20 protein-coding genes and 2 pseudogenes are annotated in these 16,030 nt (G+C 58.2%); 6 read left to right on the forward strand and 16 right to left on the reverse strand.

Annotated elements, in window-relative coordinates; all coding sequences use genetic code 11:
* Positions 1–15 precede the first annotated feature (15 nt).
* The 13 genes and pseudogenes from CSZ94_RS17345 to CSZ94_RS17400 all read right to left on the reverse strand — a co-directional run bounded on the left by CSZ94_RS17345 (position 16) and on the right by CSZ94_RS17400 (position 10,360).
* Positions 16–864, reverse strand: coding sequence for an ATP-binding protein (locus CSZ94_RS17345; RefSeq protein WP_102122655.1), 849 nt, complete (start codon positions 862–864; stop codon positions 16–18).
* A complete protein-coding gene (locus tag CSZ94_RS17350) occupies positions 851–1,915 on the reverse strand; it encodes a YdaU family protein (protein ID WP_102122656.1) in 1,065 nt (354 codons plus the stop codon). Before CSZ94_RS17350 ends, CSZ94_RS17345 begins: the two co-directional genes overlap by 14 nt.
* Positions 1,912–2,319, reverse strand: a complete 408-nt coding sequence (locus CSZ94_RS17355) for a hypothetical protein (RefSeq protein WP_102122657.1) — start codon at positions 2,317–2,319, stop codon at positions 1,912–1,914. The genes CSZ94_RS17350 and CSZ94_RS17355 overlap by 4 nt, the downstream gene beginning before the upstream one ends.
* On the reverse strand, positions 2,316–4,943 hold the full coding sequence (locus CSZ94_RS17360; protein WP_102122658.1) for a DNA methyltransferase: 2,628 nt from the start codon (positions 4,941–4,943) through the stop codon (positions 2,316–2,318). Before CSZ94_RS17360 ends, CSZ94_RS17355 begins: the two co-directional genes overlap by 4 nt.
* On the reverse strand, positions 4,940–5,419 hold the full coding sequence (locus CSZ94_RS17365; protein ID WP_219726017.1) for a nuclease domain-containing protein: 480 nt from the start codon (positions 5,417–5,419) through the stop codon (positions 4,940–4,942). Before CSZ94_RS17365 ends, CSZ94_RS17360 begins: the two co-directional genes overlap by 4 nt.
* A gap of 345 nt (positions 5,420–5,764) precedes the next feature.
* Entirely contained in the window at positions 5,765–7,369 is a 1,605-nt protein-coding gene (locus CSZ94_RS17375; protein ID WP_102122660.1) for a DNA cytosine methyltransferase, read from the reverse strand.
* Positions 7,366–7,749: a hypothetical protein gene (locus tag CSZ94_RS17380; RefSeq protein ID WP_102122661.1), complete on the reverse strand. Its 384-nt coding sequence runs from the start codon at positions 7,747–7,749 to the stop codon at positions 7,366–7,368. The genes CSZ94_RS17375 and CSZ94_RS17380 overlap by 4 nt, the downstream gene beginning before the upstream one ends.
* Positions 7,746–8,423 carry a Rha family transcriptional regulator gene (locus tag CSZ94_RS17385; RefSeq protein ID WP_102122662.1) on the reverse strand — a complete coding sequence of 226 codons (678 nt, stop codon included), beginning with the start codon at positions 8,421–8,423 and terminating at the stop codon, positions 7,746–7,748. Before CSZ94_RS17385 ends, CSZ94_RS17380 begins: the two co-directional genes overlap by 4 nt.
* Positions 8,424–8,511: 88 nt before the next feature.
* Positions 8,512–8,676 carry a hypothetical protein gene (locus tag CSZ94_RS28060; protein WP_180977519.1) on the reverse strand — a complete coding sequence of 55 codons (165 nt, stop codon included), beginning with the start codon at positions 8,674–8,676 and terminating at the stop codon, positions 8,512–8,514.
* A gap of 20 nt (positions 8,677–8,696) precedes the next feature.
* Positions 8,697–8,936: pseudogene (locus CSZ94_RS17390) on the reverse strand (helix-turn-helix domain-containing protein); the annotation flags it as partial.
* Positions 8,937–9,014: 78 nt separating this feature from the next.
* Positions 9,015–9,206 carry a hypothetical protein gene (locus CSZ94_RS17395; protein ID WP_102122664.1) on the reverse strand — a complete coding sequence of 64 codons (192 nt, stop codon included), beginning with the start codon at positions 9,204–9,206 and terminating at the stop codon, positions 9,015–9,017.
* Positions 9,207–9,249: 43 nt separating this feature from the next.
* Positions 9,250–9,525, reverse strand: coding sequence for a hypothetical protein (locus CSZ94_RS27665; protein ID WP_146009826.1), 276 nt, complete (start codon positions 9,523–9,525; stop codon positions 9,250–9,252).
* Positions 9,526–9,847: 322 nt separating this feature from the next.
* The gene (locus CSZ94_RS17400) at positions 9,848–10,360 is read right to left on the reverse strand and encodes a hypothetical protein (protein WP_102122665.1); all 513 of its coding nucleotides are present in this window, start codon (positions 10,358–10,360) and stop codon (positions 9,848–9,850) included.
* 87 nt (positions 10,361–10,447) lie between these two features.
* Here CSZ94_RS17400 and CSZ94_RS17405 point away from each other — a divergent pair, with 87 nt between their 5' ends.
* Positions 10,448–10,843, forward strand: a complete 396-nt coding sequence (locus CSZ94_RS17405) for a hypothetical protein (RefSeq protein ID WP_102122666.1) — start codon at positions 10,448–10,450, stop codon at positions 10,841–10,843.
* Positions 10,844–10,854: 11 nt separating this feature from the next.
* Here CSZ94_RS17405 and CSZ94_RS28760 read toward each other — a convergent pair whose 3' ends face one another.
* Complete coding sequence (locus CSZ94_RS28760; protein ID WP_258001049.1) at positions 10,855–10,992, reverse strand: hypothetical protein; 138 nt, start codon at positions 10,990–10,992, stop codon at positions 10,855–10,857.
* A gap of 30 nt (positions 10,993–11,022) precedes the next feature.
* Positions 11,023–11,226 (reverse strand): annotated as a pseudogene (locus CSZ94_RS28765) (helix-turn-helix domain-containing protein); the annotation flags it as partial.
* Between the two features lie 70 nt (positions 11,227–11,296).
* Between CSZ94_RS28765 and CSZ94_RS17415 the strand changes: the two are divergent.
* The 5 genes from CSZ94_RS17415 to CSZ94_RS17435 all read left to right on the forward strand — a co-directional run bounded on the left by CSZ94_RS17415 (position 11,297) and on the right by CSZ94_RS17435 (position 15,541).
* Positions 11,297–12,019, forward strand: a complete 723-nt coding sequence (locus CSZ94_RS17415; RefSeq protein WP_102122668.1) for a LexA family transcriptional regulator — start codon at positions 11,297–11,299, stop codon at positions 12,017–12,019.
* Positions 12,019–12,981: a hypothetical protein gene (locus tag CSZ94_RS17420; RefSeq protein ID WP_102122669.1), complete on the forward strand. Its 963-nt coding sequence runs from the start codon at positions 12,019–12,021 to the stop codon at positions 12,979–12,981. The genes CSZ94_RS17415 and CSZ94_RS17420 overlap by 1 nt, the downstream gene beginning before the upstream one ends.
* Positions 12,982–13,080: 99 nt before the next feature.
* Positions 13,081–13,533, forward strand: coding sequence for an SHOCT domain-containing protein (locus CSZ94_RS27670; protein ID WP_146009827.1), 453 nt, complete (start codon positions 13,081–13,083; stop codon positions 13,531–13,533).
* The gene (locus CSZ94_RS17430) at positions 13,530–13,850 is read left to right on the forward strand and encodes a hypothetical protein (protein ID WP_102122671.1); all 321 of its coding nucleotides are present in this window, start codon (positions 13,530–13,532) and stop codon (positions 13,848–13,850) included. The genes CSZ94_RS27670 and CSZ94_RS17430 overlap by 4 nt, the downstream gene beginning before the upstream one ends.
* 845 nt (positions 13,851–14,695) lie before the next feature.
* Positions 14,696–15,541 (forward strand): DUF7946 domain-containing protein, encoded by an 846-nt coding sequence (locus CSZ94_RS17435; protein WP_146009828.1) that lies wholly within the window; start codon positions 14,696–14,698, stop codon positions 15,539–15,541.
* 66 nt (positions 15,542–15,607) lie between these two features.
* On the opposite strand, the gene CSZ94_RS17440 is transcribed toward CSZ94_RS17435, so the two are convergent.
* Positions 15,608–15,895 (reverse strand): hypothetical protein, encoded by a 288-nt coding sequence (locus tag CSZ94_RS17440; protein ID WP_146009829.1) that lies wholly within the window; start codon positions 15,893–15,895, stop codon positions 15,608–15,610.
* Positions 15,896–16,030 lie beyond the last annotated feature (135 nt).

Genomic DNA, 16,030 nt, shown 5'->3' on the forward strand with positions numbered 1-16,030 from the left:
TTTCTAATGGGTACGTCACTTCGTAGCGGCCATGGCCCTTGCGCAGTGCGGCGGTGCCTCTGGCAAATCCTGAGCGGCATTCGCAGCCTGGACACTCTGACGTTTCCCCCTGTGCGACTCCCAATCGAAGACCACCAGCCTGCCGCCACCCTCGCGCAGTCGGTCAAACGCCCGCGCACCCAGGAACTGCTCCAGGCCGGCAGCGTCCAGATTGCTGATGACGATGGTCGGGCGCGCCGCCTCATATCGGCCGTTGATGATCTCGAAGAGGATCAGCTTTTCCGTGTCGCTACCGTGCTGCACGCCCACCTCGTCGAGGATCAGCAGATCAGGGTCGACCAGATCGCGGATGGCCTGCGCCTCGGTGCGACCAGCGCCCTTGGCGTAGGTTTCTTTGACGGAGCGCACCGCGCGCATCACCGATGTGAATATCGCCTGGCGCCCTTGCGCCATGATGTGGTGGGCAATGCCTACGGCCAAATGCGTCTTCCCGGTTCCGACGTCGCCAGCGAAGATCAGGCATGCGCCAGTGGCCCGTGCATCTTCGAAGTTCTCGGCGTACCGGGTGGCCACGGCCAGCGCACGCTCGGCGCCAGGGCAATCCGGCCGGTACGATTCGAGGCGGCGATCAGCAAAACGCTCGGGAATAGCGGCACGGCCGAGCTTTGCGCTCCATTCGCGCGCCTTGAGCTCTTGGCGCCAGGCGGCGCGCTGCTCGGCCTCTCGCACCTGGTCCTCGACGTTCATGCAATCCGGGCAGCCGGACCAGGCGCCGCGAATCAGCATTGCCGTGTACTCGCCGTGCATCGGGCACCGCTCGATCTGCGCGCTGGCGTAGCGTTTCTTGCCTTCAAAAGGTGCCATCTGCCTTAACGCCCTTGTGGTAATCCTGCTTGCCAAAGTTTCCATGGATGACGCCTTTCTGTGTTTGCGTTGCGCCGACTGCCCAGTCGGCCTTGTAGTGCTCTCCTGGCCCGAAGAACGTGGCCGGCTGTTTCGTGAATTGCGGCTCGGTGCGCGAGAACAGCACGTAGTTCGCGTACCGTTGCACGCCAGCAAGGAGCGCTTCGGCCGGTACGCCCTCCTTCCGGCGGGCCGTCCAGCCCTTGTACGAATCCTTTTTGCTTGCACCGGGGCGCGGCGGGTACGCTTGCCAGGCCGTTTCGAATTCTTCGGGGTAAGGCTCGGGAGGCGAAGCCGACGAAGGTTTTAGGTTTACTGGTTTATGGTTATTGGTTATTGGTTCTTGGTTAGTGTGCGACCGGTTAGGCGACCCGGCATGCGACACTAAGGCGACTTGGTATGCGACCTGTATGCGATCCATTGCTGATATCAGCAGCGGTTCCTGTGCGACCTCAACAGGAAATTCCTCGCCGCTGCGCACATCGACATACTCGGCGAGCAAATCACCCTCTGCATCGCCCATGCATGCGACCGCGACCTGGTGCAGTACGAAGGCATGTTTGCCATATTTGCTGCGCAGTTGATGTAGACGGCTTTTCATGTTTGCAGTGACCCCGACCTTGACAGTCGTGGGGCTGACGCGCACGGCATACATGACACCCTCGCCCGGCATGTATCGGCCGTTCTGATACCTGGTCGCGGCACTCTTCTTGCCGTTCGCCTTTGCGGTCTCAGCTTTAGCCTGGTAGTCCGCTATCACCTGTTCGCAGACCTCGTGGCGGTAGCCGTCGTCAGTTTTAATGAATTTGAAGCGCAGCAGGCGCTCGACAATCGCGTGCTCGTCCGCCGTATCAACGCCTAATGCGTCGCACAGCACATCGATATCGAGCGGCAGTGGCGCTTCTGCGTCGTAGTAGACGTCCATCATGTCGCGGTAAATCCAGCGCGCCTGGCGAGACATGTTCACCGTCCCGGATCGGAAGTCGCCGATGTGGAAGGGGTAATAATTCAAGTTCGCACCTCCTGCCCGCGCGCCGCACCGAACAGCGCAGCCACGAGGGGATCACCCACGGCGCGGGCCTTACGGATCCAGTGCTTGCTGCGCCAGCGCGCCTGCATCTGGTCCCAGCGACCGTCCAGCTTGGCCTTGGCCTCGAAGCGCAGGCGAACCTGACGCTTCGTCATGTGCTTCAGCTTGCACTTGGCGTCCGGCAGGTCGCCGACCGCATACACGGCCATAGCGGCGCCAGCGCGCGGGTGCGGCTTCCAGCCGGCGATGTAAATCTTGCGATCGGCGTGCAGCTGGCCTATCCACTTGAGCACGGTGGCTTGGCTGACGCCCGACTTGATGACGATCTCGGCCTTGGTACCGGGCATGGCGCCCAGCACGAACTCACTGAAATTTGCGCGCGTCACTTGGCGTTCTCCTCGTCCATCAGTTCCATATCGAACAACGTGGGCATGCTGACCTCGCGCTCCATCGCCTGGCAGTAATGCACCTGGTCGGTGAAATATGCCGGGTTCAATTCGCTGCCAGCGCCGCGGCGGCCCAGCTTCATCGCGCGAACGGGCACGGTGCCCAGGCCACAGAATGGGTCATAGATAACCTCGCCCAGATTGCTGTAGCGGCCGATCAGGCGGTCAACAATATCGATCTGGAACGGGCAAACATGCTTTTCGACCGCGCGCGCCGACTGTTCGCCGTTCAAGGTGCGCATGCGCACGATGTTGTGCCAGACGGCAGGATCTGCGCTGCCGGGCGCCAGGCTGAGGTAATCGGCAGGCAGCGCCTTGCCGGCCAGCAGTGCCTCGCCCACCTCGACGTGGTATTCGTAGTTGTAGACGTTGTCCAGCGACATGCTGGTGAACAGCTTGGCCAGCTTGCCCGGCCCAAAGCTGGCAAGCTCGGCCGCGCCCAGCAGGCGATCACCGCTCGAGCGCCAGAAAGCATGCGCGTCGACCTGCCAGCGCGCCACGCTGTAGCCGGTACCAGGAATCGGCGCGGCCTTACGGTCAAACGGGATCCGGTCGCCGGCATCGTCCAGACACATCGGCTTGGCCTTGGTGACTGGCGTGTCGGCGTAGCCGCGCGAGCGGTCCGTCTGCGGTTTATGGAACAGCAGGATGTACTCGGGCGAGCCGACGCCCATTTTCGTGCCGTCCTTGCACACTTCGGAATACCCCAGGCGGTAGGTCTGGTTGTTCTCGCGCACCACGTCCGTCACTACCGTGATCATGCCCATGTAGTCGAAGCCGTGCTTGATGCCATGGAACAGCGCCTCAGCGTGGAATGGGCTCACGGTCGGCACGCCGGCGCCGGTCACGTTACCGAAATTGATGCGGTCCTTGACGTGGCAGGCGTAGATGCGGCCCGGCTGCAGGATGCGCAGCAGTTCCGGCGTCAGGAAGTCCATCTGCGCCCAGAAGTGATCGTTGTCCTGGGTGTGGCCGAAATCGTTGTAGCTGGGCGTGTATTCGTAATGGTTGGCGAATGGAACGCTGGTGATGATCATGCCCATCGAGTTGTCGGGCTGCTGCATCGCTTCGAGCACGCAGTCGTTATTGGCCACCGAGAACCGCTCACCGGCCACCACCGCGCGCTCGACGCCGATGGTGCGCGCCAGCGAATCCTGCATGGACAGCTGGTCCAGGCCGTAAGCGCGGATGATCTGCCCCATTTTGGCCTGCATTTCGTCGTGGCGACGCCATTTTTCCATCAGGTCGGCCAGCACCTTGCGCTCGACCTCGGTATGGATAATGTCGATGCGGACGGCGTGCTGCTGCTGGAAGCGCTGGACGCGGTGGACGGCCTGGATGAAATCGTTAAACTTGAAGCCGATACCCGCGAAAATTTCACGATGGCAATGCACCTGGAAGTTGCAGCCGCTGCCGGCAATGATCGGCTTGGTCGACAGATCCTTGATCTTGCCGTCGCTGAAGTCGGCGATGCGCTGCTCGCGCTGATCCAGGTCCTGCGTGCCCCATACGCTGACCACGCTGGGCACGGCCGCCTGGATGGCGTGGCGCTCGTCCTCCAGGTCGTGCCAGATCAGGAAATGATCATCGGGATCCGCAGCCATGATTTCAGCCACCTTGGCGACGCGCGCGGCCATGCTGTCACGCTTCTCGCCGGCGGCCGCCGACAAGCCCATGGCCACGTTCGGGATCAGCAGACCCTGCCCATTCTTCTCGGCACCGGCCGTGTCGTAGTTGCTCGGTACCTCGTGGAAGCGCACTTCCAGCGCCGGCAGGTCGTAGCCTTCGTCGGAATGTCCCAGGTCGCTCGGGCGCTGGATGAAGACGGCCCAGCTGGCCACCCAAAGCCAGAATTCCTGTTCCTTGTGCGGGTACAACGTCAAGTTGCCGGCCTTCTCGCTGTCACGCTGGAAGAAGCGCGTCAGGGCCTGGCCCGTATCCATCACGCCCAGGAAGCCGGCATAGTGGATCAGTTCCTTGAAACGGTTCGGCGACGGCGTGGCCGTGTAGACGAATTTAAACTCGACCTGCTCGAACAGCGGCAGGAACTCTTGATAGGTCTTGCTACCGTAGCTGCGCAGCACGCTAGCCTCGTCCAGGCTGACGGCGCGAAACTTGCGCACGTCGATCTTGCCCTCGCGCACCGATTCGTAATTCGTCAGGTAGACGACGTCCTGGCCGTCGATCTCGGCGTCCGTACGGATGAATCGCACTTGCACTTCGTACTCGCCGGTGAAGCGCTTCGCGGCCTCGCGGATGAACTCCTGGCGCACGCCCAGTGGCAGCACGATCAGGCGCAGACCCGGCCGGTGGATACCGATCTGGCGCATCACTTCCAGGTTGGTGCTGGTCTTGTGCAGGCCAAACGAGGCAAAGATGGCGCGCTGGCCGCCGGCCAAGGCCCAGCGCACGATGTCGCGGGTGTGTGGCTTGAGGCCTGGATGGATATCGGCCAGCGGCACGTCGAAGCCCTTGCGCTGGGCCAGCTTGATCTTGGCGCGCAGGAATTCGCTGTATGCGGCTTCTTTCAGGTGTTTTTGCTCTTGTGGGCTAAAGGCGCTCATGGGTGTTCCAATGTAGGTTGAGTGGCGGCAGGCGCTGCATCGAGCAGGCCCATCGACCGTAAAATTTCGTGTGTGGTGCCGACAGCCGCGCGAAAGGCAACCTCCAGGCCGGCCATCGACAGATCAGCCGGGCGCGGGCGCCGGCCGTCGAGCACGTCGTGGCAAGCGCTGCAACCGAACGCGGCGGCGGTGTCCGGCGCTTTCAGGCCCATGCCCTTCCCGTCTGCCAGGAAATTGCTGTGGCAGAGCACGGAGGTCTCAGGGTCGAAGTTGCAGACGGCCAGGCGCAGCGTGCAGTCCTGGCCGCGCGCGGCGCGCCGGATCGGCGTCGAGCGCGAGCCTTTGGTCTTCAAGTTGGCCTTGCGCTTCGGCGCCGTGCGCTGATGCGACTGCACGGACAGCATGCCGGTGCTGGGCATGGGCGCCTTGCGGGGCTTGAAGCCCTTGCCTGGCTTCATGGGCTGGCTGCGCTTCATGTGATTACCGCCAAATCGGCCGCGCAACCTGCGCAAATCCAGTCGCGCCGGCGCGAGCCTGGGCGCGCCAACAACCGGCCGCCAATCTGGCTGCGCGCGACATCGAGATCAAGGGCCCGGCGGCGAGCCATTGATTCTCGCTTTGCCTTAAGGACTTCTGCCGCAGTTCTACCGGGCTTGACTGGCCGCGAAAGCCCCATCCAGTGCGCCTTCGATTCGATGCTTGAGGTTTTCCGGCCCGGAAAAATCAATGCGACAGTTGCGCGCGTGCTTGTGGCGTAGCATTCCGTGAGTTTGCAAATCTCGTCGGCGCTCCAAGGCATGCGCGCGGCAAAGGCTCTTATCTCACCCATTGCTAACCTCCATTGCCGCTTGCAGCCGTTCGCCGATCCACTTGACAACGGGTACAGCAAAGCTATTGCCGAGAGCTTTGTACATTGGGCCGTCAGCGGGACGTTTGCCGCGATATGTGACGCTGGGCAGGTATTGGTCATGGAAGCCTTGAAGGCGCGCACATTCGATGGGAGTCAGGCGACGGACTGCCCACGCTTGCCCTACGGCATTGGTGACAACACACGGCGCGGCATCGCCCTTTCCCGTCTCGCCAGCCTGTGCAGTGAGCGCGGAAACTACGTCACCCATGTCACCGCGACCATTTCGCCCGATGCGTGGCTGAAAGCCGTATGCAGCAATAATCGACTGACCCCGACCCGTTCCATCTTCGGATGCGTCGAATCCTTCCGCTTTGAGGCAGTGCGTGACGTTGCCTGTGACACATACTGCCATCTGTCCACCGCCATTGGCGTGACTGCCTGCGTGGCCCATTGAGCGCAGCGTCGGTGACAGCTCGACCGTAGCGTCTCGCCCGTTGTCCTTGCATGAGAACGCGATTGCCTGGACCTCGGCACGTGCCTCTAGCGTGTACGCAATGTGTGCCTGAATGCCGACGCCATCAGGCCCACTGCTTGGATTCTCGCGCAACGCGCCTGCCTGGATGGCATAGGTCGGGACCAATAAATCGGCTTCCGCATCCTGCTGCGTGGCGCTGTCCGCACTCTTGGCGCCGCACGTCAGCGTGCCAGCCACAATCGGTGCTTCGTGGTTGCAGGTCAGCGTCGGGCTGCGGTCAATTGCTAGTTCCGCCCCCCCTGCCCGTGCGCCAGGCAATACAGTGGGCTGGAGTCCACCCATGCATTCAAAGTCAGTTCCGAGTCCGCCACCGCCTGTAGTGCGCGAGCTAAGAGTTCCGGCAACGTCTTGCCCCGTTTCTCGGCGCGGCGCAGAATCCCCGCGCAGGCTTTGGCGCTCAAGAAGTATTGGGGCGCGACTGGACCAGTCTCCAGTATCGAGGACAGCGAACACGCGGCGGCGCCGCTGCGCCACTCCGAACCATTGCGCGTCCAGACATGCCCATTCGAGCAGTCCATTGTCGCCCAGCGCGCAGCCTTCCGTGCCCCAGCCGTTGACGGGCACTGCAACGTCGTCAAGTCCTGCCAGGAGCTCAACCACGCTTGCAAAGTCTCGGCCCTGGCTGCTGCTGTAGGCGCCAGGGACGTTTTCCCATAGTGCGAATCGGCAGCCGCCGTTCTTGCGGGCCCACTGGAAAATATTGAAGGCGGCGAAGAACAGGCCGGATCGAGTAACAGTTCCATCTGCATTGAGCATTCCTTTGCGTTTGCCGGCCACGGACATGTCCTGGCACGGCGAACCGAAAACCATCACATCGATGCGGCCGAGTGCGGCGATATCCGCTTCGGTAATTTTGGTGATATCGCCCAGTTTTGGGACGTTTGGATAGTGGTGCGCCAACACGCGCAGGGGGAAGTTTTCGATTTCTGCCACGCCTACGCATACCCAGCCGAGCGGCGCCCACGCCACAGTTGCCGCCTCGATGCCGCTAAACAGCGACAGATAGCGGATTGGAGTTACCGGGAGCTCATCGCGCTTCATGGGCGCACCTCCGCAGCTGGCGCGCCGAACATGGCGGCGACGAGCGGATCCCGGCCGTGCTGGCCGCGCGGCCAGTTGCTGCGCGTACGGTACAGGTCGAATTCGGCCCGCTCGTCCAAGTCGGGCATGCCGTACAGGGCGCGGACATGAATAGCTGACGGCTCGATCATCACGAGCTTGCCGGCCGCCAGTAGGTCGGTCAGGGTCTTTCGCACCGTTTCACGATTCAGGGTCAGATCACCAGCGATATCGATGACGGTTGCGGCGCCGCAGCGTTTGACGGTGGCCAGGATATCGGCGGCACGGGCGGCGATAACGGAATTGCGGATGGCGGCTAAATCAGCAGCCGGGCGCGGGCGATTGTCAGCTTGGCTATTCACAAGGCCACCTCTGCCAGGACAGAATCGCGCCACTTCACTTGCTGGATCGGCGCGCCGCTGCCATGTGCCTTGCCCGTGTCGAGCACGACCGCGTGGGTGCGCCCTTTCGCCGTCGGCACCCAGTGGCCGGCGATCTGCTCTTGCAGGCCAGCCTGGGCCAGCAGTTGGTTGAAGTGCTTGGCGCTTTTGACGAAGCGGCGGCCCATTTCGGTAGGCGTGAAACAGATTTCTTGCTCGGGCGTGGCAAGGTGCGTGCGCTCCATCAGCTGCAGCATGTTGACGCCGGTCAGGGCGGCCGTGCCCTGGTTCGCGCTGATGGCCGCGGCATTCTTGTCGAGGCCGATCAGGCGCGCAATGCCGAAGATGGCGCGGAACTCTTTGGCGGGCGAGACTGCGCTGCGCGCGGGCGCGGCGGCCGGCACAGCCAACTGCTTCGCTTCCAGTTCTTGCCAACGGTCGATGATCTTGGCGCGCAGCTCGGCGCTATAGCCGGAAACGACCACCATCGTGTCGCGGAACGACAATAGGAACTCGCTGTAGGTCTGGCTGTTCTGTGGGTGCTTATAAGGGGTCTCGTTTCCAGAAACGACACCCTCAGCGAGCAAGCGGCGAATGGTTTTCAGCACCGCATCGTGCGTGCTGCCAGTCAGTTCCGCAATTTCGCGACTGGTCATGGTCGGATGTTGTTGTACAATTGGAGCCATAAATTCTTTCCGGTATTTATTGCGTTTCAAGGAAGCCCACCTGCGAAGTGGGCTTTTTTCATTTCTGGCCTTGCAGTTCCTGCAGCATTGCTTCGTAGTGCTGGCGCGTCCGGACGTGGCCGGGGTCGACCGGCAATTCGCGCTCGACGTGCTCTTGCTGCTGGGCGCCCTGCCCGGCCTGCACAGGCGAGCCGCCTTCCGGTTGCGTTGTCGCCCAGGTCAAGCTGCCACCTCGGCGCGCGCGATGCGCTTCAGTTCGCGGATCGACACATCGAACACCTCGTGCATGCGGATCAGCAGCGAGGCGCCGATAGGCAGGCGGCCGTGGCGAATCTTGGAAATCACCGGCGGCGCCACTTCCAGCGCGCGGGCCAGGGCGGCGTCGTTCTTTGGGCCTTTGGCCAGGAGGGTGTCGAGCAGATCGTTGTTGCCAGCAGCGTTGTCCAGCGAGCGATACGGCGTAATTGCAGTTGTTTGCGTCATGTCATGTTCCTAATTGATGGTGATTAAAGTGGCCGCCAGGCGGCCGTGTGATGCTGTAGCTGTCGGGTGTTGCAATCGTTATGGCGGGCGGAGATGAACCGCCTTGCGGAGCGCGAGCATTTGCGGGTACTGCGCGCGCTTGGCCACCTCCCGAGCCGCCTTGTCGTTAAGCCTGTCGGCGGCGCGCTGCGCATCAAACAACCGGATCAGCTCGGTGGCGTGCGCTACGATTTGCTGCTCCCGTGTTACGCCCTGCTTCTGGTCCTGCATTTACTTTCCCTTCGATAACTGCTCCCTTCGCAAGCGGAAGCCCTTAAATACGCCTCGGCATGGGCGCGCCGCCGCGCGCCGCCCGACTAGTGCTTGCGCGCACAAAATGCCCATGAGATGGGTATTCCATATGTCGACGCGGCAATTTAATATTCACGTGCTGCTGGAGCGGATTCCAGGCGTTGAGGATGCGGCGAGCCTCGGTGCCGGCACGTGAGCCGATGGAATTGCACTTGCGACGGAACGAGTCTTTTTCCTCGTGACTAAAAATTACGGTCAGATCGGCGCCGCGAGCTGCCGGTTTTGATGCTTGGTTCATTACTAATTGCTCCTATGGTTCGAACTACAAGGAAAACTACGGTTTGATGCTGGTGGTGCTATTTCGGGCGGGAGATTCCAATGCGTTACAGTTGCAGTTCTCACACAACAACTTGCAAAGGAATCTCCCATGACTGAAAAAAACAACTACGCCGCGCATTTGCTGCTCGACGGGAAATTAAAAATGGATTGGCCGGCCGGGGCGCCAAGCCCGCAAATCGGCGACCAAGTGGCTGGGAAGCCGAATGGGCAGCATTTCGTCGCAAACGTCACAGCGCGAACATGGACGCTCGGAGATGACGCGCCGGCAGTGACGCTTGTGATCACAGTGGAGACTCCACAACCTGCGACACGAGGATCGGCGACGGTAGGCCGCCTTCCATTCTGACGGCCGAGGATCGCGGGCCGGTGACGTTGACGATGTACTGAACTGAGCCCGGACGCGGATACAGCTTGACAGTCACAGCGTCCTTGCCAGGGAGCATCTCGAAGGTGGGTGCAAATGGATCGGCGGCGAAGCGTTTTTCGGCGGCGGCTGTGACGGTGGCGGCAAGGTCGGCGAAGGTTGCAAGCGTCTCCTTTGCTGCGCTAGTGGGAGACGGGGATGCGCCGCCGGTTGCAGCAACTGCATTCACAAAGAGGTCGTTGATCCCTTTGAGTGAAGAGGCAATTTCACACCATTGCTTGATTTCAAGTGTGTCAGCTTCGATCTGCGCACCACGGACCATGCCTTCGACCTGGGCTGCAATATGACGCGAGCGAGCATTCATGTTGACGTGATGAATGGCGCTTGCGAGGAGCGAAATGCATTCCAAAATAATCTTATTGCTTGGCATGTAGCTCTCCGGTTTTTGACGGCGCCGCTTCGGCACCGACAGAAATTGTTTGCTTGAGTTTCATTTTCGACACTTAAAAAGGATCACATGGGTTTGCGAGACAGAATCGCTTTGCTACTTTGGCGGGATGTAGACGGCTATCAGCCGGAACTGGGTAGCCAGGGTGATCACCACAATGTCTCCCTGCTCACCCGCTGCCGACAGGCGCGAAGCTGGCTTGCCCAGGGCTGGGCCGCCAACTGGAAATGGTGGGTCACGACGACCATTGCCACTTGCGCTGTCGCCGCCGCGATCGTTCCGCTGTACCTGAACGTCGCCAAACCCCGTGAGCAGGTGGATGCGCGTAGCGGGGAACTGCTGCTTAAGTGTGTCGAGCAGCGCAAATGCATCATCCGAATCGAGCCGATCCCGCAGCGAGATGACAAGATCGTCGCCAGCCCGGACGGCAACGGGCGTGATGACCAGCGGACGCCGAAACAGTGAGGACAGCCAGCTCATGGAATTGCCCGCATATCGAGGCCGACAGCAGCGCGGTCTGGCACGGTGTCGAGCATGCGGTTCGTCGTGGGCGGCTGGCGGCCGGCGTGGCCTGGCGCTGGGACAGGACCGGTGGCGCGATGGGTGGCATCCATGGGCGGCCTGGCGCGCAGGGATTCCCAGTTGAATGACGGGAGTAACTCCTCGCAGCGAACACTCCCGCCGGTGATGTCTTCGATTTTAGGGCAGTGTTTCGAGGGCACTGGCCGCAACCCCTTTATCCACTGGTTGACGGCAGCAGGGGTAACACCCAAGCGCCCCGCCAAGGCTGCCTGCCCACCGAGAATCGAGCACGCCCGCGTAATTGAAACCTGAGATGAATTTTCCATCTCAATACAATAGCATTGCTACAGTTTTATCGCAAGCCTTGCTATTGTTTTTTTTCGATAGCATAGCTACATGAAGATTCTGACAATAGAAGAGGAAGCCGAAAGGCTCAAGGCTCGATTTGCTAAGGTGAACCGCGCTGAGTTTGCTCGCGCGCACAGCCTAAAGGGCGGGCAATCTATGATTTATCAAAATATCACCGGCAGGCGTCCAATTAGCCTCGATGCTGCACTGGCTTACGCGCGGGGCTTCGGCTGCACTCTTGATGACATAAGCCCCCGTCTTGCGGCGGAGGCATTGCAGGCATCGCGTCAAACTGAGGCCGGCTCCAGCGGCGTCATACAGCGCGAGCCAATCCATGTGATAAGCACTGAGATAGCTATCCCGCAATACGATACCGGCGGTTCGATGGGCGCTGGCGTGCTGCTGCGCGATCAGCCTGGCGAGATCAACGGGTGGCGTGTCACGCCAGACTGGCTTCAAAAAAATGTCCGCAGTCATACCGGCGTAAAAAATCTTGCCATCGTCACGGGTTTTGGCGACTCCATGCGAGGCATGTTCAATCCAGGCGATCCACTGTTAGTAGATCGGGGAATTAATACTTTTGATGGAGACGCAGTTTATTTCTTCAGGGTTGGCGATGAAGGCTTTATTAAACGACTCCAAAGAATACCCGGTGAGGGCATTATTGCATCATCCGAAAATAAAGCCTACCGCGATTGGACGATAAAGCCAGACATGGATTTTCAAATATTGGCGCGTGTTATTAAGGTTTGGCAAAGCGTTGATTTTTAATGAAATATTCGAATGTTTGGAAATTCAAGCAAGCGCAGCCTATTGAGGACACCAATGCGACCGAGAGAATTTTTACTCAAGCTGAACATTTCGCAGCCGATCAATGCCAGAGACTCGTTCAAATAATCAACGAATCAGCCCAAATAGCGAACAAATCGGAAAATCTGAAAACTAGACGATCTAGGCTTGGAGTGGCGCAAGATCGCCTTACTGAACTTAAAAACTTGACGGCGCAACATTCATTCCTATCACTCACAAGCCTGGATAAATTCGAATCGGGCCTAATGACATTAGCGGCGGAAATAAAACACCAAGAGGATAATGCGTATCCAAATTATGATTTATATAAACACCTAACCTATCAGGTGCCGATGAGACTTAGCACACCAGTAAGGCTCCTAGCTTTGCACGGCATCGTCTTTGACGACCTACCGAATTTTCCACCCGCCATGGTTGTCGGAGAAAGTGAGGGGAAATGGGTGCCGCATTCCTTTACTTTTCGAGAACTTGGCATCGACGTTAATTATGAGTCCGACAATTTAATCCCGTCGGATATTGGAAAAATCCCTCCAGATGGCGGCGATTTTCTAAATTTCCTAATTGCTTTCCGCGCAATTCTCGAGGCTGATCATTCGATGGATTACCGTATTATGGAAATTCGCGAAATATTGCTACGGCCTGAATGGCTTGACATTGTCGAGAGACTTGGACAGAGTGATGATGACATCATTGATCAATTCTTTCCTCAATTCTTGAAGACCATCCCTAAACTGGGGCGCGAATCGATCGAATCAATGCTGCGGGCGGGCCTATCTTCGCCCGCTGTAATAGAAGAGGCTCCGGATCACATCCTACTTACCATGAAAGGCGTCGGGCCGTCCATTTTGCGATCGATCCGTGCTAGATGTTCCGAGATCACTGTAGATCGGCATCTTGATCGACTGGATCTGGTTGAGCGATGAAGTGGCGTAATAATTAGATAGAATATCAATTATCAATTTTTCTTAAAAATGTAGGCTTCCAATTAGATTAACTATGACAGCAGTCTCATTAGGATAAACATGAAAATAACATCAGTAAAAGACGAATTAGAGTTTCTGGCGGATGCGGTCTTAATTCGTAAAAAAGGTGCGGGAAATTTTCTTGCATCTGGACTGAACGGTGAGCGCTCCATACCTATTTCCACGATTACTGCTATTCAGCTAAAGCTTGGCGGGTGGACTCCTGGATATATTCTATTCTCCTACGCGGGAAGCAAACCATTTGGTGGCGGACTAATGGAGGCAACGCAAGATCCGGATGCGTTCATTTTTCAGAAACAATACAATTCTGAAGTCGAAGAGTTCAAAAAAATAGTGGAAGCAGCAATGCGTGATTCAAAAAACTCAAAAACTCTAGCCTCACCCACATCTCTGGCGGACGAGATCCGAAAGCTTGCGACATTGGTAGAGGATGGCTTCTTGTCGGATGATGAATTCGAAGTGGCAAAGAGGAAGCTCTTGGCGTCGCCATGAAGTACGTAATTCTCTTGCTGTTCGCCCTCATCTTCTCGCCTCAGGTCGCTGCCGCGCCTTGCAATAGGGATGCCGCGCAGGATGTGCAGTTTGGCATCCGCGAATTCGCCAGCTGGCGCATTGAGGGCGATCACTTGGCCGTCCATTGGACGTATGCCATCGAGAAGTTGCCCGAAGCGAAGCGCCTGAAAATGATCACTGCCTATGCCGACATGGACGCTTGTTTGCGCGGGTCCGCGTTTGAGATCATGTTTTATCGCAAGGGCAAGCTGATGGGGATTGCATCACCAGTATCAGGTGTTCGACTGGTGAAATAAAAATAAGGCCCGCACACTATCCAGTGTGCTGGCTAAGAATCCGGGGTGATTCCCGGACTGCGGACCATCAATCCGCTCGCGGTGAGGAATGAAAAAGAGCTTACAGCATGCCCGTCTAGTCGGTCAGGCGGATGCCGGAAATGCAAGCCTTGCTGTATGGCTACCTCTATCAAACCAAGCTCAACCACCAACACACAGGGTGCTCCCCAAGGTGTGTTGGTGGCGCCACCGTAGCTGCAGCTACACCGGCTAGCGCCCGGCAAGGCGCGATATAAATGTTCAGCCCTCTAATCCAGGCGCTGAACGAGGCCTCGTTCGGCGTCACGCATAAGCGAAAGCAAAATGCCTAAAGCCAAACGAAAAGTAGCGAAGGTTAGCTGGACGATTGATGTTGCGAAATGCATTTCTGCCATTTCAGGAATGCTATTAGTGCTTCATCAAATCGGACTTTTTTGACCTAGAAGGTGGGGCGGTTAACGCCGCCCTGCCAACTGAAGCGAATTCTATACCGTTGCTCGGAGGTTTACAACAGCAAGACCGTGGCGCCAAAACCGGGCGCGTGAGCGACGAAATAAAGGCGCTCAATGACCGCCAGTCGATGGCTCGACAACGCCGAGAAAGTCCTCCTGGCCGCCCTTGAGGCAGCCGCTGACCATCGCCTGAACAACCCCAGCGCCTGGTCGCCGGACGGCTACCTGATGCGGTCTGATTCGGCCTGCGAGCATTGCGGCCGCGCTGGGCTGAGTGGGTCGCGGTGGTGCGGGTTGTGTGGGAAGCTTGCAACTATTGGATAGATTTCCTGTTGGTAATATTTCATATAATAAAGCCCAATATAAGGGGTGACTATGCAAGAAGAAATGTCGATACGCTACGAGGGCAGAGATGCCGAAAAGCATGAAATCGACTTGAACCAACTGGGAATTTCACTTCAGGGTTTTGCTCGCATTTTGGGAGTTTGCGGGAATTTTGTAGAGACCGGGAAGTACAACAAGCAGTTTGATAGCCTGGCCGTAAAAGTAGTGGCGCGGGAGCCAGATGAGCATCATTGCTATGAGGTTGTTGCGTACATTCAGGGCATCATGACATCCGCGAACTTTTGGAGTGGCACGGGCGGTGCGGTGTTGACCGCCGTGGTAGCATACGTCTTAAGCCGGAGATCAAGCGAAGAAATGAAGCTGCTAAAGGATGCATTAGACAAGTCACTTGCAAATAGCGCACAGATGACGGAAAGGCTAATATCAACCATCGACAAGATGGCTGAAGCGTTGCGCCCTGCTGCCAGAATGGCTACAAGCCCTATCGACAAGACCTGCAACAATATTGGCATTTACGCGAGCGGCACAAAGATCTCCGAGCTTGATGATAAAAATAAAGAGTATTTCTCGGCTGCAACAAGCATTAGATTCGATAGAACCAAGACGTATGTCGGAATTTTTTCAGAGCTTGATACGAAGACAGGAAGTTGCAAAGTGTCGTTAAGCGAAAGTGAGCCACGGATTCAATGCGAGATCACCGATCCGATTCGATCCCTACCAAACAATCCCTATGCGCTGGCTCTGGCCAGCCAGGCGCCCTTATCGTTTTTAGCAAAGGCAGAGATTGATGAGGACGGCGTTATTGCAAAACTTTTTATCAGCGATCTCGCTCCGACTACGGCGCCACAACCATCGGCGCCAAGCGCCAAGCCGTAAAGACTAGCCCGCCGCGCGCGGGCTTTTTTGCGCCTGGCGCTGGCACCAGCGCAGACGGTCAATGCTCTACGCGAGAATGCTTGGGCCAATGTCGCCGAAGCCAAGTTCCATCTGAGTGTCGCCCGAAAGCTCGCGCTTGCTCACGTGCAGCTGCTCCCAGTCTTCCTGCGTGTCGGTTCCGGTGTTGATGCGCAATGCCTGCGGCAGTACGCGTGCGGCCTGCCCTTTTTTCATCAAACGGTAGCTATCCGATCCGGCTGCCGCGTTGATGGCGGCATAGGTTTGCGGATAGAATATTCCGGTGCGCGTGAAAACATGGTGGGCCACCTCCAGCAGTGGCAATCGGTCGCGCACAGTGGTCAGTGCGTATTTCGGTGAACGTGCCCACCCATTCCGGTCTATCGCGCCCACCTGCGCATGAGATGGTGTTACGCGGTTAAATTGTAGTGGGTGCGGTCACGATGGGTCGATATTTATCTCCTTTTTGGG

The organism is Janthinobacterium sp. ROICE36, from assembly GCF_002869965.1.
In the GTDB taxonomy this organism is placed as follows: Bacteria; Pseudomonadota; Gammaproteobacteria; order Burkholderiales; family Burkholderiaceae_D; genus Janthinobacterium.

Coding starts and splice junctions, on each gene's coding strand:
- CSZ94_RS17395 (WP_102122664.1), bottom strand. CDS start 9,206: ATGCAGGACCAGAAGCAGGGCGTAACACGGGAGCAGCAAATCGTAGCG.
- CSZ94_RS17415 (WP_102122668.1), top strand. CDS start 11,297: ATGAAGATTCTGACAATAGAAGAGGAAGCCGAAAGGCTCAAGGCTCGA.
- CSZ94_RS17360 (WP_102122658.1), bottom strand. CDS start 4,943: ATGAGCGCCTTTAGCCCACAAGAGCAAAAACACCTGAAAGAAGCCGCA.
- CSZ94_RS17405 (WP_102122666.1), top strand. CDS start 10,448: ATGGGTTTGCGAGACAGAATCGCTTTGCTACTTTGGCGGGATGTAGAC.
- CSZ94_RS17375 (WP_102122660.1), bottom strand. CDS start 7,369: ATGAAGCGCGATGAGCTCCCGGTAACTCCAATCCGCTATCTGTCGCTG.
- CSZ94_RS28760 (WP_258001049.1), bottom strand. CDS start 10,992: ATGGATGCCACCCATCGCGCCACCGGTCCTGTCCCAGCGCCAGGCCAC.
- CSZ94_RS17420 (WP_102122669.1), top strand. CDS start 12,019: ATGAAATATTCGAATGTTTGGAAATTCAAGCAAGCGCAGCCTATTGAG.
- CSZ94_RS27670 (WP_146009827.1), top strand. CDS start 13,081: ATGAAAATAACATCAGTAAAAGACGAATTAGAGTTTCTGGCGGATGCG.
- CSZ94_RS27665 (WP_146009826.1), bottom strand. CDS start 9,525: ATGAACCAAGCATCAAAACCGGCAGCTCGCGGCGCCGATCTGACCGTA.
- CSZ94_RS17365 (WP_219726017.1), bottom strand. CDS start 5,419: ATGAAGCGCAGCCAGCCCATGAAGCCAGGCAAGGGCTTCAAGCCCCGC.
- CSZ94_RS17430 (WP_102122671.1), top strand. CDS start 13,530: ATGAAGTACGTAATTCTCTTGCTGTTCGCCCTCATCTTCTCGCCTCAG.
- CSZ94_RS17385 (WP_102122662.1), bottom strand. CDS start 8,423: ATGACCAGTCGCGAAATTGCGGAACTGACTGGCAGCACGCACGATGCG.
- CSZ94_RS17345 (WP_102122655.1), bottom strand. CDS start 864: ATGGCACCTTTTGAAGGCAAGAAACGCTACGCCAGCGCGCAGATCGAG.
- CSZ94_RS17400 (WP_102122665.1), bottom strand. CDS start 10,360: ATGCCAAGCAATAAGATTATTTTGGAATGCATTTCGCTCCTCGCAAGC.
- CSZ94_RS17435 (WP_146009828.1), top strand. CDS start 14,696: ATGCAAGAAGAAATGTCGATACGCTACGAGGGCAGAGATGCCGAAAAG.